Source organism: Myxococcus faecalis, assembly GCF_050039385.1.
GTDB lineage: Bacteria > Myxococcota > Myxococcia > Myxococcales > Myxococcaceae > Myxococcus > Myxococcus fulvus.
Genome location: NZ_CP144336.1, coordinates 1,525,282 through 1,551,025 on the forward strand (window position 1 = coordinate 1,525,282; position 25,744 = coordinate 1,551,025).

Genomic DNA, 25,744 nt, shown 5'->3' on the forward strand with positions numbered 1-25,744 from the left:
TTCCGCTCACGCGCCCCACGTCGCGTCTGCCTCCCGGTTTGACGGTGGGGCTCGTCACGACTCCGCGCATGGGCGGCAAGGTACTCCTCCCGGGTGGGCCGACTGGCCGGTCCCACTGCCGGGTCCTGCGTCCAACCCTTCACGGGAAGAGGTGCCAGGAGAGAGGCGCCTCGTTAAGAAGGCCGCCATGACGCCACTCGCCGACCTCTTCCCGACCGAAGCGCAGCTCCCCTCCAGCGTGCGGCTCCCGCCCTATCTCGAGCAGCGGGAGTACCTGGTGGGTGGCGAGCTGAAGACCTGGGAGGGAGACCTCAGCCCCGTGCGCAGCCCCGTCTTCCTCCGCACGCCCGAGGGGCTCCAGCAGCGTGTGCTCGGGGCCACGCCGCAGCTCACCTCGAAAGAGTCGCTCGCCGCACTCGCCGCGGCGGTGAAGGCGTACGACTCGGGCCGGGGCGTCTGGCCGACGATGAAGGTGGCGGAGCGCATCGAGGCGGTGGAGCGCTTCCTCGTGGCCATGCGCGCCCAGCGCGCCACGGTGGTCAACCTGTTGATGTGGGAGATTGGCAAGACGCAGCCGGACTCGGAGAAGGAGTTCGACCGCACCGTCGACCTCATCGTGGAGACGGTGCGCGCGCTGAAGGAGCTGGACCGCACCTCGTCCCGCTTCGTGCAGGACCAGGGCATCATGGCGCAGATTCGCCGGGCCCCCATGGGGGTGGCGCTGTGCATGGGGCCATACAACTACCCGCTCAACGAGACCTTCAGCACGCTGTTCCCCGCGCTGCTGATGGGCAACACGGTGGTCTTCAAGCCGGCGAAGTTCGGCGTGCTGCTCATCCGGCCGCTGCTGGAGGCGTTCCGCGACTGCTTCCCTCCGGGCGTCATCAACATCATCTACGGCAAGGGCCGCGAGACGGTGGGCGCGCTGATGGAGAGCGGGCAGGTGGACCTGTTCGCCTTCATCGGCACCCACCGGGGCGCCAGCGAGCTGAAGCGGATGCATCCCCGGCCGCACCGGCTCAAGTCGGTGCTCGGGCTGGACGCGAAGAACCCGGCCATCATCCTGGAGGACGCGGACCTGGATAACGCGGTGAAGGAGTGCATCATCGGCGCGCTCTCCTTCAACGGCCAGCGCTGCACGGCGCTCAAGCTGCTCGTGGTGCACCGGAGCATCGCGGAGGTGTTCCTGAAGAAGCTCACCGCCGCGGTGGACGCGCTCAAGCCCGGCATGCCGTGGGAGCCGGGCGTGGCCATCACCCCCCTGCCGGAGCCCGGCAAGGCGGACTACCTGCAAGGCCTGGTGGACGACGCCGTGGCCAAGGGCGCGCGCGTGGTGAACGCCACCGGAGGTCAGTCGTCGCACTCGTTCTTCGCGCCCGCGGTGGTGTACCCGGTGACCAGGGACATGCGGCTGTCGAGCGAGGAGCAGTTCGGCCCGGTGGTGCCGGTGATGGTGTTCGACCGGGACGAGGAGGTCATCCAGCTCGTGGTGGAGTCCCAGTTCGGCCAGCAGCTCAGCCTGTTCGGCCAGGACCCGGCGCGCATCGGCCGGTTCATCGACGCGTTCTCGAACCAGGTGGGCCGCATCAACCTCAACTGCCAGTGCCAGCGAGGGCCGGACACGTTCCCCTTCAACGGCCGCAAGGACTCCGCCGAGGGCACGCTGTCCGTCGCGGACGCGCTGCGCGTGTTCTCCATCCGCACGCTCGTCGCCACCAAGACGACGCCGGCCAACACCCACCTGGTGCAATCCATCCTCACCCGGCGCGAGTCGGACTTCCTGACGACGGACTTCCTGTTCTGACCCTGGGGTTTCCCCTGGGTCTGGTTGAACTCGTTGCCCACCCGCGCGCGTCATCGTTCGACGCAAGCGCGTCTCGAAGCAACGCCCGAGGCCCAGGGGATGTGGCGGGGCCCACCTCTTCCGGGCGGTTGGCACCTCTCCCCTCCCCGGGCCCCTGCCTTGCAATAGCCTCGCGCGCCTTCGTCTCCTCACACCCCGAGGTGATTCATGCGCGTCGTGTCTGCCTTCGCTGGGAAGCTGCTGGTGGGCGGTGTGCTGGCCTCTGCGGCCATCATCGCCTGTGCGACCTCCTCTCCCAATCCGGGCCCCATCGGGTCCACGGATGCCCCGCCGCTGCCCCAGGCGTGCAACCCGGACCCCACCTGTCCCGGCTCGACGTGCGCCACCGCCATCACGCCCGCGCTCGCCGTCGTCCCCGCCAACGCGTGTCCCCGCTTCGGTGAATTCCAATCCGACGTGGATGTCTATTCGTGGAACACCTTCATCGCGCTCAACTGGCCCGCGAATCCCTCCTCGTGCACGGCCAATACCCAGAGCAGCATCCTCAGCGGCCAGGGGCCCACCGTCTGGGAGACCTACCCGGATGACCTGGACATGTTCGTGCCACCGGGGAGCAAGCCCGGCGCGTGGTGCAGCTTCAACACACCCGCGGCCTTCGAGACGAAGCTGCGTCAGCGCACGAAGCTGCTGGAGACCGGTCGCCTCCAGGCGCTGAACACCGGCGTGCACAAGCTGCTGCTCAGCACCTCCAAGGCCTCGGCCGCCATCGGAGAGAAGCTCCCGGACATCGAGCAGGCCGTCGGGGGTCCGCTGACGGACCAGAACGGGCGCTTCGTGCGCTACGAGAAGCGCCTCAACCAGGACGAGTACAACTACCTCATCACCAACAACCTCTGGAACGCAGCCGGACAGAAGGGCGTCACCATCTCCTTCCCCACCGGCGCCAACCAGAGTCCGGGGCCGTGCAATGGCAAGCCGTGCGGCCCGGTGGGCGCCATGGAGGTGAAGGCATCGTGGAAGGTGCTCTCCGCGCAGGAGATTTCGGGCAAGCGCTTCTTCATGCGTCAGGCCTGGGTCTTCAACGATGACGCCGGAGACCCGAGCCCCGGCGCCAACCCCGTCACCGTGGGCCTGGTCGGCCTGCACATCATCCACAAGACGGACACGCAGCAGACCTGGTTCTGGTCCACGTTCGAGCACGTGGACAACACGACGTCCTCGTTCTTCAACCCGCACTGCACGGGGGACTGCACGCCCAATACCCAGACGGCGAAGGAGCCCTACACGGAGCTCGCGCCCGACGGCGGGCCGCTCAACGCCCCGGTCCAGGTGACGCGCACCACGCCCATCCAGGCAGACCCCGGCCTCAATGCGTACTACCGCGCGCTGCTCAAGGGCTCCGTCTGGGAGAACTACCAGCTCATCAGCACCCAGTGGGCCACCGGAGGCGCGCCGCAGGGCACCCCGCCCGTGCTCGCCAACACCACGATGGAGACCTACATCCAATCCACCGCGAGCTGCCTGGGCTGCCACGGCCAGGCCCCCAAGGCCAGCGGTGACGGCTCCGCGGACTTCAGCTTCCTGTTGATGGAGGCGCAGTAGCGCGATCTCGTCAATCGAGCCCTGGGTCCAGCGCGAAGCCCCCGGCCGTGCTTGGATGTCATTCACTTCCAGGAGCTGGAGCCACACATGGGTCTCTCATCGGGTGTCGCGCGTCGTGTCTTCTCAGGGATGAAGTGGGCCTTGCTGCTTGGGGGAGCGGGCTGCGGGGCTCCCCTGGAGCCAGGGGTTGAGGATTCGATGGAGACCCAGTCGCGGCCCCTGACCTATCCCAGTGGCGGGGCGAGGACGGTGGTGTCCCGGCGTGTCGTCTACAAGAATGGCTCGGGCGCCTACCTGGCAGCGGCGGGCTTCGAGCAGTTCCGCGCGGCGGGCGCCCCTGACCTCGTGCTTCACAACATCCGCATCGCGGAGGTGGATGCTCCCGGTCCGCGCGAGGCGCTGGTGGTCATGTCAGCGGGGCAGAAGATTTCGAGCAGCGGGCACTCGAGTGGTGTCACGGGGCAGTCGTCCAATTGGGACGCATCCTGTGACAGCGTCTCGTGCCCCAACGTCACGTTGGATGGCCGCTCGCTGGCGATGAAGCTGGACACCCTGGGGTGGTTTCCTCGGGGCAGGACGTACCTGTCCGTGGTCAACGACAACAACTTCGACCACTTGTTCGACAGCGACACGAAGCAGCGAATCGTCAATGGCTTCTCAGGCTGGCTCCAGGCGCAGGTCCGTCCGGAGACACGCTCCATCTACCTGGCGGGCAGTTCGCGAGGCGGCTGCCTGATGATGCGGCTGGCCCAGGCGCTTCGCGCGAACGGGGCACTGGATGGAATCGACCTCTACGTGTCGTCGTTCGACGGCGTGTGTCGCAACAGCCAGGGGGAGTTGGGCACCCACGACACCAAGATCGACAATCCCGTGCGGCCCTGGGGCACGTTCTATGGCGCGTGGGCCACGGACCTGAGTGCCCAGTTCCCCCGGCGGCAGCGGCTCCATCTCTTCCAGGTGGTGGGCGGCCAGGAGGTGGCTCCGGCCACGGGCATTCGCGCGTTCTCCGGCTACGCGGGTGCCTCGCCACCCTCGACGGGGACGAATCTCGACTGGGGTTGGTACAAGCAGACGTGGGTGAAGTGGAAGCACAAGGAGATTGGAAATCCATACACCGACCCCAGCGCCTCCGAGCAGGCGCAGGCCGTGGCGGACACCCTCGACGCACACCTGACGTGGCTCGACGCCCGACTCCCCTGAGGCCTTGAGTACGGGAGTCACGCCTCGGCCGGGGCGCGATGCGCGGAACGGGCGATGCACAGCTGCGCCGCCCAGTACGTCAGCATCACGACGTAGCTGCCTCCCGTCACCGGCGTCACGAACAGCTTCACCGCGAGCACCCCGTCGCTGAGGGCGAACAGCAGCGCCCCCGCGAACGCGAACCCCTGCTCCCGTCGCGTCAGTCCGGACGCGCCCAGCAGCGCCGCCGCGCGCCAGGTCATCGTGCAGATGACCACGACATACGCCGTCACCGGCCCGGCCATGGCGCCCAGGTGGGGGCCCAGCACGACGCTGGCCCCCACCGCCAGCACCAGGAACGGCAGCGCCCTCCCCCACCGGAGCTCGCGCGTCGCACAGAGGTACGCGGCCGTGTAGCTCACATGGGCCAGCAGGAACGCCCCCAGCCCCGGCAGGAACAGCGCCTTGCTGGCATCCAGCAGCACGTCCCCCAGCAGCGACAGCCCCAGCCCCGCGAAAATCAATCGCGCATAGCGTCCCCGCGGCGGCCACAGCCACAGCAGCAGGCAGAGCATCGGCAGCGACTTGGTCACCAGGCGGACCTCGACCGGGCCCGTGTCCAGGCACAGGAGGAACCCCGCCGCGCCCAGGACACCCACTCCCGCGAGAATCCTCGTCCCCACCGTCGAAGCACCACGCATGCGGCCACCTTACCCTGGCGGCTCGCGGGGACGACGCCTGTCCCGACCTCAATCCGTGGCGGGCGGCGCGAGTCGCTGCTCCATCCGGTACCACCGGTAACCGTACCCCTCCAGCGTCACGCGGTGGCGTCCCGTCTTGCCGGGCGACGAGTGGTCCTCCGAGAGCAGGTGGACGAGCCGCGCCGGAGGCCCTCCCGGTGAGAAGCTCACCTCGCAGGCCTTGCCGGACAGGTTGTGCAGCGTCACCAGTGTCTCGCCCTTCCAGTCGTACCGCAGCGCGAGCACGTTCTTGTTCCTCACGCTCAACAACCGCCACGCGCCCCACCCCAGCTCCGGACACTCCTTGCGCATGCGCACCATGCGCTCCATCCAGTTGAGCAGCGAGCCCGGGTCCCTGCGCTGGTGCTCGACGTTCACCTGCCGGTAGCCGTGGGGCGCCCGCTCCACCACGGGCCGGAAGGGCTCCTCGGCGCGCGTGAAGCCACCGTGCGGCTCGTCGGCCCATTGCATGGGCGTGCGCACGCTCTGGCGCTCATGCAGCGACAGGTCCTCGCCCATGCCCAGCTCGTCGCCATACCAGAGCACCGGCGTCCCCGGCAGCGACAGCATCAGGCTGAACGACACGTCCAGCCGCCGCCGGTCCCCCGCCAGCATGGGCGCGAGCCGCCGCCGCAGGCCGCGCTCGTACAGCTGCATCCTCGGCTCCGGGCCCAGCTCCGCGAAGACGCGCTTGCGAGCCTTCGCGGGCAGGCGCCCCAGGTCCAGCTCGTCATGGTTGCGCAGGAAGTTCGCCCACTGCGCCAGGTGCGGCAGCCTGGGCGCCGAGCGCAGCGACTCCACGAGCGGCGTCGCGTCCTCCGTCACCAGCGACAGGAAGTAGCTCTGGTTCGCGGCGAAGTTGAAGACCATCTGCATCCGGTCTCCCTCCTTGCCGAAGAAGTTCATCACCTCGTCCATGGTGACGTTGGCCTCGGCCAGGAGGATGGCGTCCCCGCTCCTCCACGAGAGGAACTCGCGCATCCGGTCCAGCAGCTCGTACGGGTCCTCGATGCCGTGGCTGCGCAGGCCCTTGAGCTCCACCAGGAAGGGCACCGCGTCCACCCGGAAGCCGGACACGCCCAGCTGCAGCCAGTACCCCATCACCTTGAGCAGCTCCTCGCGCACCGCGGGGTGGGCGATGTTCAGCTCGGGCTGGAAGGGGAAGAAGCGGTGGAAGTACCAGCGCTTCACGCCGGGCGCGTACGTCCACGTGGTGTGCTGCGAGCCCGGGAACACCATGCCCTTGTGCGCATCCTTGGGCTTCTTGTCGGACCACACGTAGAAGTCGTGGAAGCGGCTGTTCCGGTCCTTGCTCGCGGCCTGGAACCAGGGGTGCTGGTCGCTCGTGTGGTTGAGGACCAGGTCGATGATGACGCGCAGGCCGCGCTGCTTCGCCTGGTGGGTGAACTCCACGAAGTCCCCCAGGCTCCCCAGCCTCGGGTCCACGCCGTAGTGGTCCGTGATGTCATACCCGTTGTCGCGATTGGGCGAGGGGTGGAACGGCGTCAACCACAGGCACGTCACGCCCAGGCCCGCCAGGTAGTCGAGCCGGCGTTGGAGCCCGCCGAAGTCGCCCACGCCATCGCCGTTGCCGTCCATGAACGTCTCGACGTCCAGGCAGTAGATGACCGCGTTCTTGTACCAGAGGTCCTGAATCATCCGTCTCCCCTGGGGCGAAGGTGGAGATGCTGGACGAAGGACGCACCCGGGGGCGCGTCATGCGTGCGACAGCGCACAGTCATGGACACGAGGGACTCGCGACGGCACGCGGGCGGCACCAACGTGCGCGCGCATGCTCACGCTCGGTTATCACGCCTCCCATGAGCAGTTTCCTCCCAGTGAGTTGTTGCGCCTGGTGCGCCGGGCCGACGCCGCGGGCTTCACGGCCGCGCTCAACTCGGACCACTTCCACCCCTGGAGCGAATCGCAGGGACACAGCGGCTTCGCGTGGAGCTGGATGGGCGCGGCGCTCGCCACCACGCGGCTGTCCAGTCTGGGCGTGGTGAACGCTCCCGGACAGCGTTATCACCCGGCCCTCATCGCGCAAGCCCTGGGCACGCTCGCGGAGATGTTCCCGGGTCGCGCCTGGGCCGCCCTGGGCAGCGGGCAGTTCGTCAACGAGGGCATCACCGGGGAGCCCTGGCCCCCGAAGGACCTGCGCAACGCGCGCCTGCGCGAGTGCGTGGACATCATGCGCGCGCTCTTTCGCGGGGAGACGGTGACGCACCGGGGCCTGGTCCGGGTGGAGGAGGCGAAGCTCTACTCGCGGCCCGCCCAGGCGCCCCTGCTGGTGGGCGCGGCGATAACGCCCCAGACGGCCGAATGGGTGGGCGGCTGGGCGGACGCGCTCATCACCGTGAGCAAGCCCCCGGACGAGCTGCGGAAGATGGTGGAGGCCTTCCACCGGGGTGGCGGCGAGGGCAAGCCGATGTTCCTCAAGGTGCAGCTCTCCTGGGCGGAGGACGAGCAGGCCGCGCTCCAGGGCGCGATGGTGCAGTGGGCGACGAACATCTTCGCCAGCTCCGTGCTCACGGACCTGCGCTCGCCCGCGCAGTTCCAGGAGCTGGCGCGCACCGTCCAGCCCAAGGACCTGGAGGGACACGTGCGGGTGTCCTCCAGTTTCCAGCGCCACGTCGACTGGCTCGCCGAGGACGTGAAGCTCGGCTTCAGCCATCTGTACCTGCACAACGTCAACCGCGGACAGGAGCGCTTCATCGACGCGTTCGCGGAGCACGTGCTCCCCGCCCTGCGCACGGCGCGCTGAAGCGGGGCCCGCACGTGGGGATGACACCCATGTCATCCCGCCACGGCGCGAGGAGGTTGTTCGCGACAGGCCTGTCAGCCGCCCCCCGGAATTCGGGGCCGCTCACGCGATGCGTGGCTCACCAGAGCAGCCGCCAGCCGATACCCAGGCTGAGGTAGTCCGCCTTCCTGTTGGTCTCGTAGGTGTAGTTGTGGAGGTTCTTGTGGAGCCGGCCCTCCAGGGCGAGCGGCAGCCACGGCGTGGGACGGAACTCCAGCTCCGCGCCCACCGAGTAGCCCAGGTTGCTGACGGTGCCCTTGTTCCAGCCCGCGCCGAAGAGCACCGCGGGCCGGACGCCGCCCAGGTCCACGCCCAGCCGTGCCACGCCTCCGAGCTGGAGGAGCGCCCGGTTCCGCAGGTCATAGTGGTGCTGCGAGCCATCGAAGGTGATGTCCATCCGGGAGCCCGCCCTCGCGTACACGGCGAGCTCCGGACCGATGGAGAAGAAGCGCCCCAGGTGCTTGAGCAGATGCAGCCGGACGCCAGGCCCGCCATGCGTCTCCCCTTCCAGGTCCTTGCCTCGGGCGTAGCCCACGCCCACGCCCAGCTCCGCCCCCGTGAGACGGGCCTCGTCCTGTGCCCAGGCGCCCGTCGACAGCAACAACGCTCCCGCGACCACTGCCTTCATGTCCAAGCCTTCCGCGTGTCCCGGCCCCCCGACGACTGTGCGGTCTTCAAGATCCGGGCCCGACGCGTCCTTCACGAAGTGGGTGGGCGCGGTTCGCGATGACGCGGCTCGACGTCGGCCCACGGAGCAGCCGCGACGACCACGCCGGTGTCCATCCGCCCCGGATGACTCCCGCGCGCCGCGAGGCGAGCCACCGACGTCAGTCCGACTTGGGCGTTCCCTGTGCGCCGCGAGACTCCGGGCCATCGCGACGGGGGACCGGGCGCGTCCCCGTGTGTGCGGACGGGCCATGCGTGCCCGCCTTGTCCGGGGCCATCGAGGGCGCCTTCCCTCGTCGTCGGCGACGCCGCCGCTTCGACGCGGTCCCCGGAGGCGCGCCCCCCAGCTCGCGCAGCACCAGGGCCCGCGCACCACCCTCCAGGCGCAGCTCGCGCGTCAACGCCTGCACCTCTGCGGCACCGCGAGGATGGCGCAGCGCCTCGCCCAGCCGCTCGACCAGGTCGATTCTCAGCGCCACCGGCCCCAGCAGTTCGTAGCCGAAGGCTCGCGCGTCGCGCACATTCCATCCGGCCGCGTCGAGCACGGGCTCACGGGGCACCCCGCGCGGCGCGGGCTTCTGGAGGAACAGCGCCGTCAGCATGCACCGGCGCTCCAGCGCCTGCGGAGCGAGCGCGCCGGCCACGTAGACGAAGCGGCGGCCTTCGCGTACGCCCACGGCCTTGAGCCGCTCGCGCGACTCCTCGTCCAACAGCGCCCACTGCTCGCGCGCCTCGCCCACGGTAATCAGCCCCACCCCCTCGGCCAGCCGATACGCCAGCCCGCGCGTCGGCGGCGAGCGGCCCGCGCCCGTGAGCGACTCCGCCGGGAACCCGCCCATCGCCTCCGTGACCAGGTCGCGGGCCAGCGCATGGAGCCGCCGCTCGAGCCGCCGCCTCGCGCCGCCCGTCCACACCTCCGGCTCCGCGAGCGCGACCTGCGGCGAGCGCCGGTCCGTGCCGCGCACCAGCCGCCCCAGGGGCTGGCTCTCGAAGGAGATGTTCCCGGACGCATCCACCTCGAAGACCTCGTGCGTCGCGTCCACCACGCGTTGCACGAACTGCTCCTCGGTCATCAGTCCCTCCGCGGAGCCGGTCTCGCCCAACAGCGCGCCGAGCTTCGCGAACGGGTTGTCCGAGCTCGCCGCGGGCGTGGCGGAGGCCCGCACGAAGCGCCGGGCGCTCCTGCGCGCGGCCCGCTGGACGAAGCGCTCCACCAGGCGCTCGTGCAGCGCATCCCCCAGCGCGTCCTCGATGTGCCGCGTGCGCTCCTGCCACTGCTCCGCGTCGCGCAGCCAGCTGGAGCGGTGGCTGATGTACGTCCAGATGCGGATGGCGGCCAGCCGGTCCATCAGCGTGTGGATGTCCCCGGAGACGTCGTCGAGCGGCGACACCTGCTTGGACAACCACGTCGCGTCCAGCACCCCGTCCCCCGCGGTGAGCTGGAGGAACGTCTCCCGCAGCAGGCTGACGTGCTGGCCGAACAGCCCCTTGCGGAAGTCGGGAATCTGGCAGACCTGCCACAGCAGCTCCACGCCCGCGCGGTCCGTGACGACGTCGCGGACGGCCGGGAGGTGCGAGAGGTCCTTCAGCGCGTCGAAGTCATCGGCGCGCTCCACCCGGACGAAGGCGTTGTGACGCGGGGCCCGCGACAGCGAGTCCAACAGCGCCTCGGGGCTCGCGAAGTCGAGCTCCGCGTTGCGCCAGATGAGGCTGCGCACCGCGGGGAAGCGATGCGTCTCGATGGCGGTGACGACCCGGGGCGGCAGCTCCTCCAGCGTGTTCAGCGTGCCGAACGTCCCGTCGTTCAGATGGCGCCCCGCGCGGCCGGCGATCTGCGCCAGCTCGTCCGGGAACAGCTCCCGCTGCTCGGCGCCGTCGAACTTGGAGAGCGAGGCGAAGGCCACGTGGCCCAGGTCCAGGTTCAGCCCCATGCCGATGGCATCCGTCGCCACCAGGTACTGCACCTCCCCGGACTGGTACATCGCCACCTGGGCGTTGCGCGTCCGGGGCGACAGCGCGCCCAGCACCACGGCCACCCCACCGCGCAGCCGGCGCAGCGCCTCGGCCAGCTCATAGACGCGGTCCGCGGAGAACGCGACCACCGCGGAGCGCGGCGGCAGGCTCTTCAACGAGCGCCGGCCCGCGTAGCGAAGCTGGGACAGGCGCGTGGCCCGCTTGAGCGAGACGTGCGGGATGAGCGACTGCACCATCGGCCGCATCGTCTCCGCGCCCAAAAACCACGTCTCCTTGCGGCCTCGCGCGTGGAGCAGCCGGTCCGTGAAGACATGTCCCCGCTCGCGATGCGCGGCGAGCTGGATTTCGTCCACCGCCAGGAAGTCGACGACGCGGTCCAACGGCATCGCCTCCACCGTGCATATCCAGTAGTCGGGGCGCGGCGGCAGGCGCTTCTCCTCGCCCGTCATCAGCGCCACGCGCCCCTCGCCCACCCGGGCGGTCACCCGGTCGTAGACCTCGCGGGCGAGCAGGCGCAGCGGCAGCCCCATCATGCCCGTGTCGTGCTCGAGCATCCGCTCGATGGCCCGGTGGGTCTTTCCAGTGTTCGTGGGCCCCAGCTCCGCCACGACGACGGACGAACGGCCGGATGCGCTGGAGTTCATTACGGAGAGTCTAACCTCGCGCCCGGCCTCGCGCCCTGCGACGGCTTTCCAACCCATCCTCGGCTGCCTCCTGGGCTGGGCACGCACGCGCGGGCGCGCCGCGTCCTGACCTGGGCCCCCTGGAATGGACGGCCCCGGCAAAGCCCCCTAGGGTCGCGCCCCATGGCGAACCCCGTCCGAGACACGCTCCTGGGCCAGCTCGACATCGCGTGGGCCCTCACCCGCTACCACCTGGAGGGGCTCACCACGGAGGACTGCCTGCGGCGCCCCGCGTCGGTGGGCCTGCACGTGACGCAGGACGCGCAGGGACACTGGCGCGCCCAATGGCCCGAGCACGAGGGCTATGACCTGGGCCCCGCGAGTGTGGCCTGGCTGACGTGGCACCTGGGCTTCTGGTGGTCCATGGTGCACAACCACTCGTTCGGCGACGGCACCCTGACGCGGGAGGCCGTCGTCTGGCCCGGCTCCGCGGACGCGGTGCGCGCGTGGATTGTCGGCCTGCACGACACGTGGCGCGAGGCCATCACCCGCCTCACCGACGAGGACCTGCGGTCGAGCGCGCGCACGCGCTGGCCGCTCACGGGCAAGCCCTTCGGCGACATCGTCGCCTGGGCCAACGTGGAGCTGATGAAGAACGCGGCGGAGCTGGGCTACGCGCGCTTCGTGCTGGCCGTGCCCCCTACTTGAGCGCCGGCGCGTTCGCGTCCCGCCGCAGCACGAAGAAGTACGGCGACGGCATGCCGCGCGCGTCCATCAGGCCCAGGAGCGTGTTCTCGTCGGCCTGGCGGAACACGTCGAGCGTGGGCCAGTCGTCGTAGATCATCGTCGCGCTGAGCTGGCCCCGGTACTCCACCTTGCGCAGGCGCGCCTTGAACTTCGACGTCTCCACGTCGGCGCGATGCGGCCCCACGGGGCCACGAATCGTCGGGGACGGCCACTTCCGCGGGTCCACCGGGAACACCGCCGCGCGGTCCTCCGTGTAGAACAGCAGCGGGTGCACGCTCTCGGCGTCGAGGAACTGCTTGCCGTACCAGCCCGTGGCGCCCAGCATCCCGTCCATCGGGTGTCCGGTGCGCAGCTCACTGCCCTTCCACGTGCCCACCAGGGACTCAAGCTCCACCGGCCCCAGGCTGTCGAACAGCGCGAGCGCCTCCGCCTGGCTCAGCGTCCCCGCCTTCACCACCTCGTCGAAGCTCATCGTGCCGCTCCTGTGTGCATGCGCAGCACGGGCTTGATGGCCGTGCGCGACTCCATGTCGTGGACCGCGTCGTTGATGGCCTCGAAGTCGTACGAGCGGCTGAGCTTCTCGATGGGGAAGCGTCCTTCCGCGTGCAGCGACACCAGGCGGGGGATGAAGCGCTTCGGGTCGGCGTCGCCCTCGAGCATCCCCACCAGCCGCTTGCCGAACAGCAGCGCCGTCATCGGGATGGAGACCTGTGCGTCCGCGCCCGGCAGGCCGAGCAACGCGCACGTCCCCAAGGGACGCGTCACGTCGAACGCCTGTCGCAGCACCTTCGGAGAGCCGACGCACTCCAGCGCGAAGTCCACCCCGCCCCGCGTCTTCTTGAGCACCGTGCGCGTCAGCTCCGGCTCGTCCGCGAGGAAGGTGTCGGTGGCGCCCAGCTCCCGCGCCAGCTCCAGCCGCCGGGCGTCCAGGTCCACCGCGAAGATGCTCGCCGCGCCCGCCACGCGCGCCGCCATCACCGCCGCCAGCCCCACCGCGCCCACGCCGAAGACGGCCAGCCGCTGTCCGGGCTGCAGCCGGAACGACTCCAGCACCGCGCCCGCGCCCGTCTGGAAGCCGCAGCCCAGGGGCGCCAGCAGCTCCAACGGCGCGCCTCTCGCCACCTTCACCGCGTTGTGCTGGTGCGCCAGCACGTGCGTGGCGAAGGACGACTGGTGGAAGAAGCCCGAGCGGATGGGCTCGCCGCGCCAGCGCATCGGGTACGTGCCGTCCGGCCGCGCCCCCGAGAAGTTCCCCGCGTAGCCCTGCTCACAGTACGCGGGCTGTCCGCGCGCGCAGGTGCCGCACGCGCGGCAGGAGTAGTAGCTGAGCACCACCGCGTCCCCAGGCTCGAAGCCCGCGACGCCCTCACCCACCGACTCCACCACCCCCGCGCCCTCGTGGCCCAGCACCGCGGGGAACGCGAAGCGCCCCTGCCCCGCCCGGTAGCTCAAGTCCGTGTGACAGATGCCACTGGCGTGCACCCGGACCCGGAGCTCCCCCTGGCGGGGCGCGTCCAGCTCCACCTCCTCCAGGACGAAGGGCGCATTCACTTCCCGCAGCACCGCGGCACGGACCGGAAGCGTCATGTCCGGAATTATTGGCAGACCGCCAACAAAATCACCAGGGCTCCGAGGCCCGGTCAGAACGCGTCGCCGGGCCCCAGATTGAGCAGGAAGGTGTCGGTGGCGTCGGGGACGAGGGAGCCCGTCCCGAAGTCCTCGGTGTGGGAGAAGTGGCCGAACAGCAGCGTGCTGCCGTTCCCCTCGCCGGAGGGCACGGCGCTCACCACCTGCTCGGAGAAGAGGTTGGACGGACCTCCGGAGCGAAGGAAGAAGCGGTTCCACAACTCGCGGCCCTCCAGGTTGAAGCGGCGCGCGAACAGCTGCGGGTTCTGCGCGGGGTCGCTCGCGCCCGGCGCGGGGTGCGGGAAGTCGCGCGACAGGCCGCTCGCCACCACGCGTCCGGCGGGCTCCACGGCGATGACGACCTTCTCCGAGCGGCCCAGGCTCTTCACCCAGCGCGGTGTGCCCGCGGCCTCCGCCACCAGGAGGAAGGAGAGCCTGTCGCGCAGCGTCTGCGAGCCCCAGCGCAGTTCGCCGGCCTCCATGCTCCCCGCCGCGACCAGCGTGCCCTTCGCGGTGGTGCCGAGGCTCGTCACCCAGCCGTTGGCGCGGGGAAAGGCGTTGAACCAGGTCAGCTGTCCCTCCCGGGAGAACGTGGCCAGGAAGGGAGACTGGCCCAGGGCGGTGAAGGTCCCCTTCGCCGTGCGGACCGTGCCGAAGTAGGAGCCGCCCAGCGCCACACCGCCGTCGGGCAGCACCGCGAGGCTCACCGCCTCCGCGCGGTAGTTGCCGCACTCCGGCTCGGAGACGCGCTGACGCCACACGACGGTGCCCGAGGCGCTGATGCGATAGAGCGCGTTCTCCGTCGGAGCGCACCGCAGCGCCTCCGAGTACGGATGGGAGGCGCGCACGCTCACGTAGGCGCCATCGTCCCGGCTGGCCACGAGCGCGAGTCCCACCTCATTGAGCCCCTGCAGCGGCAGGGACCACTCCCCGCGCCCCTCCGGGTTGAAGCGGGACAGGGCCAGGCCGCTGAGCGGCTGGCTCGGCGTGTCCATCGACACGGTGCCATGGCGGACATCCGTCATCAGATAGAGCCGGCCCGTGGACGACACGCTCATGGCGACCGTCCCCGAGACATCCATCGGAGATTCGCCGTCAAAAGGATGCAGCGCGAAGGAGCGCGTCCACACGCGGGCGCCATCGGGCGTGTAGCGCTTCAGCTCGAGATGGGACGAGGCGCCGTCAGCGCGCCCGAACGAGGTCGACGACCCCTGGATGGAGGCCGTGTAGATGGACGCCCCATCCCAGGTGGTGCCGACGCTCGCGGCCATGTCGTGGAGGGGTTGGCGCTCATGGTTCAGCCAGAGTGTCTTGCCGGGTGTGCCGGGCTGCGGCGCGGTGCCACCGTCCTCGGGCGGGACGGTGCCGCCGTCCGACTCACCGGGAGCGCCGCCACCGTCGGGAGCACCTCCGCCGTCCGGAGTCCCCGCGTCTGGTACGCCCGCATCCGGAGTGCCCGCGTCGGGAGGGACTCCCGGAGCCGGCTCGCAGGAGGCGGTGGCCTCACAAGAAGCCACGGGAGGCGATGAATCATCTCCATCACAGCCGGCCATCCCCAGACACAACACGAGCCATGCGCCAAAGCCACGCCAGTCAGCCACGGTGTCTCCCTCCCGAAACACACCCGGGCGACAGGTTGGACATGGTGCACGGAGCCGCCAAGACACGAGGCTCCAGCCCGCCTGCCTCCTCTCCATGCGTGCGGTGCACACCACGCCCAGGGCCACGCGGCTCGAGCCCCTCACATGTCGGGCTGGCGTTCGCGCTGAACAACCCGCGGGCGAGCGCGACCGTCAACCGCTGGGGCGCGAGTGCTTCCGGATGTGCTCCCACGCCTCGATGATGCGGCGCGTCTCCTCCTGCGCCAGCGCCTGGAGCTTCGGTCCGAGTTGCGCCACCTTGTCGGGGTGGTACTGGGCGACGAGCGCGAGATAGGCGCGCTTCACGTCCGCCAGCGGCGCGCCTCGGACGACGCCCAGCACCTCCCACGGTGACGGAGGTGGAGCCTGGGGCCGCGGCGCGGGCTCCTCCTCACGCCTGGGCTCCTCGGAAGCCTCCGCTTCCTCCTCCTCGGAGTCCTCGTCCTCCTCCGCCTCGGAGGGCTCCGGTTCGGGTTCCTCGGCAGCGCGCGTGTCGGCCACGGGCTCGGCGCCCTCGCCACAGGTCGAGCACAACAGCCGCTCCCGCGACTCACCTCCGGACGCGGTGACGACGACGTCACAGCACTCACCGCACACCACGTGCTGACACTGCTCGCAGCGCGCGGCGGAGGCGGCTTCGTCCAGGCCCACGCCACACCGGGGACACGCGTCGGGGAGCGGAGCCTCCTCACCGCACCGCACGCAGAACGCCCAGCCCCGGTCCACCTGGACCTCGCAGGCCTCGCACTCCAGCGCCCCGGGATGCTCCCAGTGCTTCTCCTCGCCGCACCACGGACAGAACGGCATCAGCCACGCGAGCTTCCCCGCGCAGTCCTCCGCGTCACAGTCGAAGTCGAGCCGGTATCCGCGGGCGACGGACTGGGGGACGTTCTGCTCGTCGAACGACTCCCCGCAGTTCCAGCAGCAGTTGAAGAACCGATGTGACGGCGCGCCGCAGGCCTCGCACGCGGGGTTGCCGTGCTCGCTCTTCCAGACCACCTCGTCGCCACAGGTGGGGCAGAAACCCATGCAGGCCTTCACCTCGGCATGCGTACAGGTCTCCCGAGCGGCGCGGCGCGCGCGCTCACGTTGCCCGCGAGGGGCGGCGAAAGAAGGTGTGCGCCCCGCCTCCACCAGCGCCTCCCACAGGCACGAGCGGCACACCCGCCCCTTCACCTTCCTGGACCCCGCCTCGGAGGCGCCCGCGCGCTTCTGGAACACCGCCGCCGCGAGCGACTCGACGCTCAGGCACGACTGGCAGACGGCGTCGCCACACGCCTCGCAGTGGCCCGCGAGGCGCCGGCTCCCGAAGCCCAGCAGACCTGGCGTCAGCGTCTCCAGGCAGCACGGACAGGCTCGCATGCACTTCCTTCGCCGGGTGGGGCCGCCAGAGCGAATCCCCGAGGTGGAGCCCTCCGGCATGCCCGACTCCCACCCGGAGGTCCAGAAACCCACCGCACGTCACGATTCGGTGTCATCCACCGGGCCGGAGTCGCGCGCTGGTGACACTTTTCTTGTCATCACAAAATTTCATCTGTCTCACGGATTGCCTGCTACCCGAGGGCCTGGGTAAGGGAGCACCTCCCTCGCTGTCCCCACGGGTGTCCTCGATGCGTCGTCTCGGCTCAGCCCTTCTCTCCATGAGTCTGCTGGTTGGCTGTGGTCCCACCGAATCCGCTCCGCCGGCCGAGCCCTCCGCGCCGGCCGACACGGTCCAGAACGAGCAGGCGCCGCTCACCACGACGGACGTCGACGTGGCGCCGGAGTGTGAAGGCATCCTGCAGTTCGCGAACACGGCGAGCTTCTTCAAGCTGGACCGGTATCTGCCCAGCGACGCGGCCAACAACATCATCGCGGCTCGCACGGTGGCGCCCTTCACGACGCTGGCGCGGCTCTCCGGTGTCTCGGAGATGGGCCCGGTGCGGCTGAAGCAGTTGGAGCACGGCGCGCGTGCCGAGGAGTACATCGACCAGAGCTGCCTGGGCATCTACGACGAGCTGGCGCTGTCGCAGTCGGACGCCGCGGCCATCGTCACGCTGGTGAACACGGCGAGCACGAACACGCTCTACGCCGTGCTGCCGTACGCGTGGAACGGGGCGACGAGCCTCATCAACCTGCGTCCGTTCACGAGCGTGCTGGGCATCTCCGACGCGTTCGGCATCGGCGCGGTGAGCCTGCGCAACCTGCGCAACGCGGCCACCATCGGCTACTCGCTGGACATGCTGGTGTCCGCGGTGAACGCGCTGCCGGAAGACGAGTGGGAGGTGAAGATGAGCACGGGGTTCAACATCGAGACCATCCTGGACGGGGCCTACGGCACGGACCGGCTCGCCTCGGCGGACTGCTTCGGCATCGACCTGACGGGCCGCTCGGGACAGTTCGAGGACCGAGGCTACCTGGCGGACGCCACCGAGGTGCGCAACTACGTCCACAGCGCGGTGAGCACGGCGAACCGGTACAACGCGATTGACGCCGACATCGTCACGGACGGCAAGGCGGACCTGGCCGCGCGCACCGCGGGCCGCACGTTCAAGGGCTGCCACATGCACTACGAGAACGGCCCGTGGGCGGGCGTGCAGGTGCACTTCTTCGTCGACACCGCGTCGGACTTCCGCATCCTGACGGTCCAGCACTGGGTGGAGTGATTCACGGCTGAGCTGCACCCACGGCGGCGACTTCCCAGGTGGAGGTCGCCGCTGTTTCGTTGGCAGCAGCAACAGCTAATGAAGCACCAACCCGAGACAAGAGAACCAACCGCATCCGCCGTGCAATGAGGACCAGGCTCTTCGGACGTATACCATCATGCCCGACAGCGGCTCACCAACAAGCCCTCAGTTAGAGGGGCCAGTGATGGCTGTAATCGTTAATGTAACTCCATTGCGCGACCTCAATGGGCCCGCCACGATATAGCTGGCTCCAACGTTGAATCGGTCCATGAGCCGGAGTCCCGCCGTGAGCGTCGTTACAAAAAATTCCTTCATGTCGACGTACTGATTGAAATTTGGGCCGACCCCAACCCCCCATCCAGACCACACATCAACATACAACCCCATGGAATCATCGAATCCCTTGGCCTGAAGATAACCCCTGAATCCAGGAAAAACAGCAAAAGACGCATCCTCTATCGTCGACCCCAGTGCAGGTATCGCCGTGACCAAACGAGGATGGAATTCCAAAAGGAAAAAACCCGGCGTATTGGTTCGCTTTTCAGCAAACACCAGGGGGAGCCGATACGACAAAGCAATGTCACCACCATTGTCGACCAACTTCTGAAGATTGTCCTTCTTGGAATCATCCTCATCAGCAAGCGCGGGCTCACCTCCCGATGAATTACTGCCTGCAAAAGCCGCCGACAGGGCAAGCCGGCCATACCCGATTCTGTCGGCAATAACCTCAGTTGTCACAGCAACTCTATCCCCCCACCCCGAAACCCTGATTTCATTAAAAAACTGAAGCTCCTCCGCCCCAAAGAATGCCTTGGACGTATATTCATCTCGAACAGGCAAAAAACTCTTAAAACCTCGCGTACGCGCCTGCTCCAACACGAAATCGTCTACATTCTTCTTGAAAGCATGAAGCACATCGTCCGCAACACGCACACCGGATGAACCTAAAAGAATCGAGCGCTCCGGATGAATCGTCGTCGCCACCAGATGAATGTCTTTCTCCACGGCCTCACTGAATACACTGGTGTCATACCGCTTGACGCCAAGCGCATGAGGGATAGCTGTGCCATCACAGCTATCGTCGCCCAGGAGATACCAGTTTGACTCTGGCGGGTCCGGCAAAAAACCAGTCCATCTCCAAGAAGAGTGCTCCGAACTCTTTACCAGTAAGCACTGAGCCAGAATCTTCTCACGCAACACCATGGCCGCAGCGGTCGCAAATGCCCAGCTTCCCGCTCTCGCAACCGCCGCAGCGCCAGCATTACCCTCTTCCTCCAACGCCTTCCGTGCATCGAAAGACTGCGGATCGAACTCCTCCGGGCGTTTAACCCAGTTAGAAGCATGTGCAGCAGAGTTAGCCATCAACACCGCAGCCACCACCACCGTGGCAAAACGTTTGACGCAGTCCATTAGCCCCCCAGCAATTATTTCGACCATACCACATTCTTTGATGAAGTGCACACGCATGGACCTCCGTGCATCCGCGTGCCGCGTTCGCTCCGCGCGAAGCCACCCCACCGACTCACCAGACCTGCACGGGAGCCGCCCGGACCAGGGACAGCCCGGAGCCAAGCTGTCCGTAACTACTGCCCCCCCAGGACCAGAGGCTCCGGTCCGCGAGGATGGCGTGGGAATGGTCCCCACCCGCGGCAACCGCCACGGCGGTCCCCAGCGAGCTCACCCGCGCGGGCTGGAGCGTCGCCGCGGACGGAGCTCCGTCTCCGAGCTGTCCCCGCTCATCGCGCCCCCAGGCCCAGACCAGCCCTCCCACCGTGATGGCGAGGTTGTGATTCACCCCCGCGGCAATGGACGTCACCCCCGTCAACACGCGCGTCTGGACGGGTACGAGCTTGTTGACCGTCGTCCCATCCCCCACCTCGCCGTAGGCGTTGGCCCCCCACGCCCAGACCGTGCCGTCGGCCTTCAAGGCCAGCCCATGGCCGTTCCCCGCCGCCACGGCGGTGACGCCCGTGAGCCCCGGCACCTGGCCTGGCACCGAGCGCGACACCGTCGAGTTGTTGCCCAATCTGCCGCTCATGTTGCTCCCCCAGGACCACACGGTGCCGTTCGCCCTCAAGGCCAGCGAGAACGAGTTCCCCGCGGAGATGGCAATCACTTGCGTCAGCCCCTGCACCTGGACCGGCGACGAGCGAAGGGTCTGCGTTCCATCCCCGACCTCTCCATGCATGTTCCCGCCCCAGCCCCACACCGTCCCATCCTCCGCCAGCCCCAGGCTGTGAGCCGAGCCCGTGGAGATGGCCTGGAACCGGAGGGCGGACGCGACCTGCACGGGAGTGAAGCGCTGCATCCGCGTCCCGTCTCCCAACACGCCCCCGGAGTTGGCCCCCCAGCCCCACACCGTCCCGTCTGACTTCAGCGCCAACGCATGGTCATACGCCATGGAGACCGCCATCATCCCCGTCAACCCGGCCACCTCGCCGGGCTCCGGCCGGGTGATGCGGGTTCCGTCTCCCAACTGACCCCACGTGTTCGCGCCCCAGGTCTGGACCTTGCCCTCGGGAGTCACACCCATCGAGACATTCGAGGCCGCGGCCACCCCACGCGCGCGCGTCACCAGGGACGCAACGGGGAACGCCGTCAGGTCCTGCGCCCCATCGCCAATCTGACCGGAGTAGTTGTTCCCCCAGGCCCACAGCGTCCCGTCGTCCTTGACCACCAGGGAGTGCGCCTGTCCCGCCCCCAGGAACCGGACCGTGGAGAGACTCGCGACCTGCGCGGGCAGCGCGCGCGACAGCGAGATTCCTCCGCCGAGTTGCCCCGAGGAGTTCGCGCCCCACGTCCACACCGTCCCATCCGCCTTCAGCGCGCTGGAGTACAGGCCGTTCGCGGCCACGGCGACCACGCCCGACAGCCCCACCACCTGCGCCGGCGTCATCCGCGACGTGAAGGTGCCGTCTCCCAGCTGCCCCGAATCGTTGTTGCCCCAGGCCCAGACCGTTCCGTCCGACTTGAGCGCCAGCGAGTGGCTGTTGCCACCCGCCACCCCCACCACCTCCGAGAGCCCCGCCATCTGCAGCGGAGACACGAGCCCCGGCGGAGGTGGATCATCGGGGTCCAGCTCCATCCAGGACGGGCTGTGGTGTCCCCACGTCCAGACCGTGCCGTCGGCCTTCAAGGCCAACGAATGCGCCTCGCCCGCGGCAATCGAGACGACACCCGACAATCCCGGGACTTGCGTGGGCAAGAGCCGGGTGAGCACCGTCCCGTCTCCCAGTTGTCCGATGGAGTTCCAGCCCCAGGCCCACACCGTCCCATCCGCCTTCAAGGCCAGCGAATGACGGACTCCGGTGGCGACGGCCGTGGCCACCAACGCCCCCTGCACCTGGACCGGCGTTGGCCGCGAGGTCGTCGTCCCATCTCCGATGGAGCCGTAGCCATTGGCGCCCCAGGCCCACACCGTGCCGTCCTCCCGGAGGACCATCGAGTGCACGCCTCCGGCGGCGACCGAGCCCGCCAGGGAGGCCCCCGGAAGCGTGACCCGGAGCGGACTCCAGGACGACACCGTCGACCCATTGCCCAACTGCCCGCTCTGGTTGTTGCCCCAGGCCCAGACGGCGCCATCCGCTTTCACGGCCAGGGAGTGCCCCACCCCCGCGGAGGCCTCGGCCCGCTCGAGCCACGCGCGCGTCGCCACGGGCATCGACTTCATCAGGTACGACCCATCACCCACCTGGCCGTCGCTGTTGGAACCCCAGGCCCAGACCTCGCCGCTCGCCTTCACCGCCACCGAGTGTTGTCCGCCGCCCGCCGACACACCCCGCACCTGTGTGAGCCCTGGCACCTGCACGGGAGACAGCCGCGGGAGCATCGTCCCGTCTCCCAGTTGGGAGCGCGCGTTGCTGCCCCACGCCCACACCGTCCCATCGCCCTTCAGCGCCACGGTGTGCTGCCCGCCGCCGACCACCGCCTCGACGCCGCCGTACGCGGGAATCTGCGTGGGGACCAGCGTCACCGCCGTGGAGCCCAGCCCGAGCTGTCCGTCATCGTTCTTGCCCCAGCTCCACACCGTGCCATCCACCCGCAGCGCCACCGTGTGCGAGCCACCGCCCGACACCGACGTCACGCCCGTCAGGCCCGGGAGCACCGCGGGCAGCGAGCGGCCCACGAGGTCTCCGGTCCCCAACTGCCCATCCGCGTTGCCGCCCCAGGACCACACCCGACCATCCGCCGTCAGCGCCAGCGAGTGGACGTTGCCCGCGGAGATGGCCATGACACCGGAGAGGCCCTGCACCTGGACCGGGGACACGCGCCGCGTCGTCGTCCCGTCGCCGAGCTGCCCCGCCGCGTTGTTGCCCCAGGCCCACACCGTCCCATCCGACTTCAGGACCAGCGAGTGGGAGAAGCCCGCGGCGATGGCCACGCCGTTCGTCAACCCAGACACCGGCACGGGGACGGGGCGTGACGTCGTGCTCCCATCTCCGAGCTGTCCATTCAGGTTGTTGCCCCAGGCCCACACCGTCCCGTCCGACTTCAGCGCCAGCGAATGCAGCTCCCCCGCGCCGAGCGAGCGGATGTCGAACAAGCGCCACACCCGGCCAGGGTGAGGACGCGAGCGCGTCGTGCCATTGCCCAGCTGTCCGAAGGTGTTGCCGCCCCAGGACCACACCGTCCCATCCGAGCGCAGGGCCAGTGAGTGATTGCGCCCCGCCAGCACCGTTCCCTGACGGGAGAACCCCTCCGCGGCGCGCGAGGTGCCGAGCTCGGGTGACGCCTCGTCGGGCGCGCTCCCCGAGCAGCCCGCCATCCACAACACGCACAACAACGCGATGCCAGACATCCGTCTCGTGCCACGACTCATGAGTGTGTCCCCCTCTTCAAAACGGTCGGGAAACAAGCACTCGTCAGGACGAAGAACAAGACCCCGAGCGTCATTCACGGCCGGCGTGCAAGTCGATGCCGCCGCCAGGCGCGGTGCGGCAGCGCCCCCGGGCTCAGGAGTTCATCGCACCGCGAATGGCCCTTTCGTTATCGCGCACGGTCGCCTCCAGATGCTGCAGCGCCCAGCGTTCCCGTCCACGCAGCCCTCGCATGAAATCGTCCTCGCCTCGCGGCCAGTTCCCGGCCGCGAGTCCGACCACGCGCTGCTGGATGCCCTGCGGCAGCGTGCTGAACTCGAGCGCGGCCTCGTTCCGCGGCGTCCATGGCGCCGGAACCACCTCTTGCCGCACCACGAACGAGCCGGGCTCTCCTTGCCCGGAGTCTCGAACCACCAACCGCGTGAACTCGGGGTTCATCTGCCGCAAAGCGTCCTGCCGCGCCCGGGTCGCATCCCCTTCCACCGATTGCGCTCGACCAAGGGCTCCGGCCCCGCCCCCAGGTCCTGTGTCGCGACGTACTGCAGGAGACTGACTCCCTGGGGCAGCAAGACCAGCAACTCCGTCTCACTTTGAGACAAATCGGTCGAGCCGGGATAAGGGACTGCCAGTGTGGCGGCGCGCCCGCCGCGAAGACAGTAGCAGGCAGGTCACCTCACCCGGCCGGACCCTCGGACGCGGAACTCCAACGCGTCCACGCACCGCCAGGCCCCGCCGCGCCAGGTGTTGTGCCCCAGGGGTACGAAGGCGTCCGCGAATCTTCCCGCGGCATTTCGACGCGGACCCCTCCCTCCCAGGGGTTGACGCCCGCCGCCCGGTGATTGAAGACGGGGGGATGATTGAACTTCCCCCCGGCGCTTCCATGAAGGACTACCAGCGCTACATCCACGAGCTGGAAGCGATGCATGGCTGGCTGAAGCTGGACCTGGTCCACAACTGCTTCCTCATGGGCGAGGAGGTCGGCGAGGTGTTCAAGGCCGTCCGCCGCCACGAGAAGCTCTACGACGAGGGAAAGGGCACGCCGACCGAGGCGGCGCGCGCCCAGGTCGGCGAAGAGCTGGTCGACGTCTTCAACTACCTCGTCGCCATCGCCAACCGCGTCGGCGTGGACCTGGAGGAGGCCTTCCGCCAGAAGAACGAGCGCAACCAGCAACGCACCTGGACCTGAGGACGCTCCCTGAGCGCCCCCAGGTCCGGTGGGACGCTCAGGGCTTGCCCAGGTTCGTCCAGGTGTTCGACACCGGGTCGTACCGCTCGATGGTGTCGTCCAGGTTCTGCGCGAGCAGGTAGCCGTTGGAGCTGAAGATCCTGCTCGCCGCGCCGTGGATGGAGTTCCACGCCGAGCCCGCGTACTTCATGATGAACGAGCCATCCGGACGCAGGCCGTACACGTCATTGCCCACGGCCACGAAGCTGCGGCCCGAGTAGCCGATGCTCGTCCACGTCGAGCCCCCGTCATGGCGCTGGATGAACGCCTTGTCGTTGGTGAGCCGGTACATCTTCGTCCCACCGCCCACCAGCTCGCTGGCGCCGCCACCCACCACGCTCCACGAGGAGCCCGCGCCGCTGTAGAGCGCCGTGTAGTCGTCCTGCCACGGCCCCAGGCCGAACACCTGCGTCGTCGTGGCCGCGAAGCGCGAGCCGGGCCCGCCGATGGTCGTCCACACCCCGGTGGCCGCGTTGTAGCGGGCCACGTTGCCCGTCAGCTTGTCCGTGGCGCACAGCGCCCCCGCGCAGGCGAAGATCTGCCCCGCGGGTCCGCCGATGCCCACCCAGCTCGAGCCCAGGAACTGCACCGGAGAGCCGCCGCCCGGCGTCTGGCCATACAGCGTGTTGCCCACCGCGACGAACGCCTGGCCAGGGCCACCCACCAACGTCCACACGAGCGCGTCGCGCCGGTAGAGGTCACCCGTCGAGCGCTTGCGCGCGTACACCGTGCCGCTGGACGTGCTCAGCACGTTGGTCGGCGCCTCATAGAGCGCCTGCGAGCCCTCCACGTCCCGCTGCGAGATGAAGTTCAGCGTGCGCGACGGATCCAACCACCCCGGCATCGACGGGTAGTGCATGGCGCCCCGGCCGTCGTAGCACGTCAGCGGCCGGTAGCTGCCCGTCATCACCATGCCGCAGCCCGACGCGGTGTCGTGCTCGTGCACGAAGCCCAGCGCGTGGCCGAACTCGTGCGTCAGCACGGCGATGAGCTCCGCATCCGTCCACGTCGACGTGGGCCCCAGCTCCAGGAAGCGCGTGGGCCGCGAGTACGTGGGGAACCCCATGCCCGCCGACAGGCCCGTGAAGGCGAAGTTGCGCTCGACGTTGTACTTCACCAGGTTGTTGTTGCGATTGCAGGTGGACGAGTCCAGCGCCTTCAGGTGCACGAACTTCACGTTGGCCGCGCCCTCCCAGCCGGAGGCGGCGCGGTGCATGAACTCCACCACGCGGTCGTAGTCCGCGCCGAAGTCCGTGGGACGGATGCAGTAGGTGATGGCCTCGCGGTCCGCGCGGCTCCAGGCCGCGTCCGCCCCGCCCACCCGGAAGACAGACAGCGCGTTGGGATTGTTCGTGAAGCTCTCCCAGTACCGGCGGACCTCCGCCAGGTCCAGCATCCGCATGTCCCCCTCGACCAGGAAGTGCCCCTCCTCCGTCGCGACGACGTTCTTCGCGCTCCAGGCCTCGAAGGCCGCCGTGGTCGCCGCCCCCGTGTCCGTGAGCGGCTCCTCCTGGGGCACGGGCGCCTCGGGCCCGCAGGCTCCCACCAACAGGGCCATCGTCGTCACGGCGAGCGTGGTCGTCCGCCAACCACGTTGGCGGGTGTGAGTCATTGTCTGCATATGGATTCCCC

Annotated in this window: 19 protein-coding genes; 7 read left to right on the forward strand and 12 right to left on the reverse strand. The window is 69.1% G+C overall.

What is annotated here, in order from left to right:
* Positions 1–187: 187 nt before the first annotated feature.
* The 3 genes from VZQ01_RS05770 (at position 188) to VZQ01_RS05780 (ending at position 4,606) form a co-directional block, all read left to right on the forward strand.
* Entirely contained in the window at positions 188–1,804 is a 1,617-nt protein-coding gene (locus VZQ01_RS05770) for an NADP-dependent glyceraldehyde-3-phosphate dehydrogenase (protein WP_223748970.1), read from the forward strand.
* A gap of 207 nt (positions 1,805–2,011) precedes the next feature.
* Positions 2,012–3,406, forward strand: a complete 1,395-nt coding sequence (locus VZQ01_RS05775; protein WP_248544747.1) for a hypothetical protein — start codon at positions 2,012–2,014, stop codon at positions 3,404–3,406.
* A 198-nt stretch (positions 3,407–3,604) separates the two neighbouring features.
* Positions 3,605–4,606: a hypothetical protein gene (locus VZQ01_RS05780; RefSeq protein ID WP_223785016.1), complete on the forward strand. Its 1,002-nt coding sequence runs from the start codon at positions 3,605–3,607 to the stop codon at positions 4,604–4,606.
* Positions 4,607–4,623: 17 nt separating this feature from the next.
* Here the strand turns inward: VZQ01_RS05780 and VZQ01_RS05785 are convergent, their stop codons facing one another.
* Together VZQ01_RS05785 and VZQ01_RS05790 are read right to left on the reverse strand one after the other, a co-directional pair.
* Entirely contained in the window at positions 4,624–5,286 is a 663-nt protein-coding gene (locus tag VZQ01_RS05785; protein ID WP_223785015.1) for a lysoplasmalogenase, read from the reverse strand.
* A gap of 48 nt (positions 5,287–5,334) precedes the next feature.
* Entirely contained in the window at positions 5,335–6,984 is a 1,650-nt protein-coding gene (locus VZQ01_RS05790; RefSeq protein ID WP_426747097.1) for an alpha-amylase family protein, read from the reverse strand.
* Between the two features lie 133 nt (positions 6,985–7,117).
* Between VZQ01_RS05790 and VZQ01_RS05795 the strand changes: the two genes are divergently transcribed.
* Positions 7,118–8,089: a TIGR03885 family FMN-dependent LLM class oxidoreductase gene (locus tag VZQ01_RS05795; protein WP_426747098.1), complete on the forward strand. Its 972-nt coding sequence runs from the start codon at positions 7,118–7,120 to the stop codon at positions 8,087–8,089.
* A gap of 118 nt (positions 8,090–8,207) precedes the next feature.
* On the opposite strand, the gene VZQ01_RS05800 is transcribed toward VZQ01_RS05795, so the two are convergent.
* Both VZQ01_RS05800 and VZQ01_RS05805 read right to left on the reverse strand, forming a co-directional pair.
* A complete protein-coding gene (locus VZQ01_RS05800; RefSeq protein WP_426747099.1) occupies positions 8,208–8,756 on the reverse strand; it encodes an outer membrane beta-barrel protein in 549 nt (182 codons plus the stop codon).
* 199 nt (positions 8,757–8,955) lie between these two features.
* Positions 8,956–11,412, reverse strand: a complete 2,457-nt coding sequence (locus VZQ01_RS05805) for a helicase-related protein (RefSeq protein ID WP_426747100.1) — start codon at positions 11,410–11,412, stop codon at positions 8,956–8,958.
* 162 nt (positions 11,413–11,574) lie between these two features.
* On the opposite strand from VZQ01_RS05805, the gene VZQ01_RS05810 reads away from it, so the two are divergent.
* Complete coding sequence (locus VZQ01_RS05810; RefSeq protein WP_223748962.1) at positions 11,575–12,099, forward strand: DinB family protein; 525 nt, start codon at positions 11,575–11,577, stop codon at positions 12,097–12,099.
* Here VZQ01_RS05810 and VZQ01_RS05815 read toward each other — a convergent pair.
* The 4 genes from VZQ01_RS05815 to VZQ01_RS05830 all read right to left on the reverse strand — a co-directional run bounded on the left by VZQ01_RS05815 (position 12,092) and on the right by VZQ01_RS05830 (position 16,766).
* Positions 12,092–12,610, reverse strand: a complete 519-nt coding sequence (locus tag VZQ01_RS05815) for a DUF4334 domain-containing protein (RefSeq protein ID WP_223748961.1) — start codon at positions 12,608–12,610, stop codon at positions 12,092–12,094. The genes VZQ01_RS05810 and VZQ01_RS05815 overlap by 8 nt on opposite strands.
* The gene (locus tag VZQ01_RS05820; protein ID WP_223785012.1) at positions 12,607–13,725 is read right to left on the reverse strand and encodes an NAD(P)-dependent alcohol dehydrogenase; all 1,119 of its coding nucleotides are present in this window, start codon (positions 13,723–13,725) and stop codon (positions 12,607–12,609) included. The genes VZQ01_RS05815 and VZQ01_RS05820 overlap by 4 nt, the downstream gene beginning before the upstream one ends.
* A 53-nt stretch (positions 13,726–13,778) precedes the next feature.
* Positions 13,779–15,365, reverse strand: coding sequence for a hypothetical protein (locus VZQ01_RS05825; protein WP_426747101.1), 1,587 nt, complete (start codon positions 15,363–15,365; stop codon positions 13,779–13,781).
* A gap of 192 nt (positions 15,366–15,557) precedes the next feature.
* A complete protein-coding gene (locus VZQ01_RS05830; RefSeq protein WP_426747103.1) occupies positions 15,558–16,766 on the reverse strand; it encodes a J domain-containing protein in 1,209 nt (402 codons plus the stop codon).
* Positions 16,767–17,044: 278 nt separating this feature from the next.
* On the opposite strand from VZQ01_RS05830, the gene VZQ01_RS05835 reads away from it, so the two are divergent.
* Positions 17,045–18,049 carry a hypothetical protein gene (locus tag VZQ01_RS05835; protein WP_223748957.1) on the forward strand — a complete coding sequence of 335 codons (1,005 nt, stop codon included), beginning with the start codon at positions 17,045–17,047 and terminating at the stop codon, positions 18,047–18,049.
* A 186-nt stretch (positions 18,050–18,235) separates the two neighbouring features.
* On the opposite strand, the gene VZQ01_RS05840 is transcribed toward VZQ01_RS05835, so the two are convergent.
* The 3 genes from VZQ01_RS05840 to VZQ01_RS05850 form a co-directional block, all read right to left on the reverse strand.
* Complete coding sequence (locus VZQ01_RS05840; RefSeq protein ID WP_426747104.1) at positions 18,236–19,531, reverse strand: hypothetical protein; 1,296 nt, start codon at positions 19,529–19,531, stop codon at positions 18,236–18,238.
* A gap of 61 nt (positions 19,532–19,592) precedes the next feature.
* Positions 19,593–22,868 carry an RCC1 domain-containing protein gene (locus VZQ01_RS05845; protein ID WP_426747105.1) on the reverse strand — a complete coding sequence of 1,092 codons (3,276 nt, stop codon included), beginning with the start codon at positions 22,866–22,868 and terminating at the stop codon, positions 19,593–19,595.
* A 154-nt stretch (positions 22,869–23,022) separates the two neighbouring features.
* Complete coding sequence (locus tag VZQ01_RS05850) at positions 23,023–23,325, reverse strand: hypothetical protein (RefSeq protein WP_426747106.1); 303 nt, start codon at positions 23,323–23,325, stop codon at positions 23,023–23,025.
* Between the two features lie 415 nt (positions 23,326–23,740).
* Here VZQ01_RS05850 and VZQ01_RS05855 point away from each other — a divergent pair, with 415 nt between their 5' ends.
* Positions 23,741–24,073, forward strand: a complete 333-nt coding sequence (locus tag VZQ01_RS05855) for a MazG nucleotide pyrophosphohydrolase domain-containing protein (protein WP_046712414.1) — start codon at positions 23,741–23,743, stop codon at positions 24,071–24,073.
* Positions 24,074–24,110: 37 nt separating this feature from the next.
* Here the strand turns inward: VZQ01_RS05855 and VZQ01_RS05860 are convergent, their stop codons facing one another.
* A complete protein-coding gene (locus VZQ01_RS05860; RefSeq protein WP_426748932.1) occupies positions 24,111–25,670 on the reverse strand; it encodes a M57 family metalloprotease in 1,560 nt (519 codons plus the stop codon).
* Between the last annotated feature and the right edge of the window lie 74 nt (positions 25,671–25,744).

What these genes read in the sequence shown, in the direction of transcription:
- VZQ01_RS05770 (WP_223748970.1), top strand. Translation starts at nt 188, where the DNA reads ATGACGCCACTCGCCGACCTCTTCCCGACCGAAGCGCAGCTCCCCTCC.
- VZQ01_RS05775 (WP_248544747.1), top strand. Translation starts at nt 2,012, where the DNA reads ATGCGCGTCGTGTCTGCCTTCGCTGGGAAGCTGCTGGTGGGCGGTGTG.
- VZQ01_RS05780 (WP_223785016.1), top strand. Translation starts at nt 3,605, where the DNA reads ATGGAGACCCAGTCGCGGCCCCTGACCTATCCCAGTGGCGGGGCGAGG.
- VZQ01_RS05785 (WP_223785015.1), bottom strand. Translation starts at nt 5,286, where the DNA reads ATGCGTGGTGCTTCGACGGTGGGGACGAGGATTCTCGCGGGAGTGGGT.
- VZQ01_RS05790 (WP_426747097.1), bottom strand. Translation starts at nt 6,984, where the DNA reads ATGATTCAGGACCTCTGGTACAAGAACGCGGTCATCTACTGCCTGGAC.
- VZQ01_RS05795 (WP_426747098.1), top strand. Translation starts at nt 7,118, where the DNA reads ATGCTCACGCTCGGTTATCACGCCTCCCATGAGCAGTTTCCTCCCAGT.
- VZQ01_RS05800 (WP_426747099.1), bottom strand. Translation starts at nt 8,756, where the DNA reads ATGAAGGCAGTGGTCGCGGGAGCGTTGTTGCTGTCGACGGGCGCCTGG.
- VZQ01_RS05805 (WP_426747100.1), bottom strand. Translation starts at nt 11,412, where the DNA reads ATGAACTCCAGCGCATCCGGCCGTTCGTCCGTCGTCGTGGCGGAGCTG.
- VZQ01_RS05810 (WP_223748962.1), top strand. Translation starts at nt 11,575, where the DNA reads ATGGCGAACCCCGTCCGAGACACGCTCCTGGGCCAGCTCGACATCGCG.
- VZQ01_RS05815 (WP_223748961.1), bottom strand. Translation starts at nt 12,610, where the DNA reads ATGAGCTTCGACGAGGTGGTGAAGGCGGGGACGCTGAGCCAGGCGGAG.
- VZQ01_RS05820 (WP_223785012.1), bottom strand. Translation starts at nt 13,725, where the DNA reads ATGACGCTTCCGGTCCGTGCCGCGGTGCTGCGGGAAGTGAATGCGCCC.
- VZQ01_RS05830 (WP_426747103.1), bottom strand. Translation starts at nt 16,766, where the DNA reads ATGCGAGCCTGTCCGTGCTGCCTGGAGACGCTGACGCCAGGTCTGCTG.
- VZQ01_RS05835 (WP_223748957.1), top strand. Translation starts at nt 17,045, where the DNA reads ATGAGTCTGCTGGTTGGCTGTGGTCCCACCGAATCCGCTCCGCCGGCC.
- VZQ01_RS05845 (WP_426747105.1), bottom strand. Translation starts at nt 22,868, where the DNA reads ATGTCTGGCATCGCGTTGTTGTGCGTGTTGTGGATGGCGGGCTGCTCG.
- VZQ01_RS05850 (WP_426747106.1), bottom strand. Translation starts at nt 23,325, where the DNA reads ATGAACCCCGAGTTCACGCGGTTGGTGGTTCGAGACTCCGGGCAAGGA.
- VZQ01_RS05855 (WP_046712414.1), top strand. Translation starts at nt 23,741, where the DNA reads ATGATTGAACTTCCCCCCGGCGCTTCCATGAAGGACTACCAGCGCTAC.
- VZQ01_RS05860 (WP_426748932.1), bottom strand. Translation starts at nt 25,670, where the DNA reads ATGGCCCTGTTGGTGGGAGCCTGCGGGCCCGAGGCGCCCGTGCCCCAG.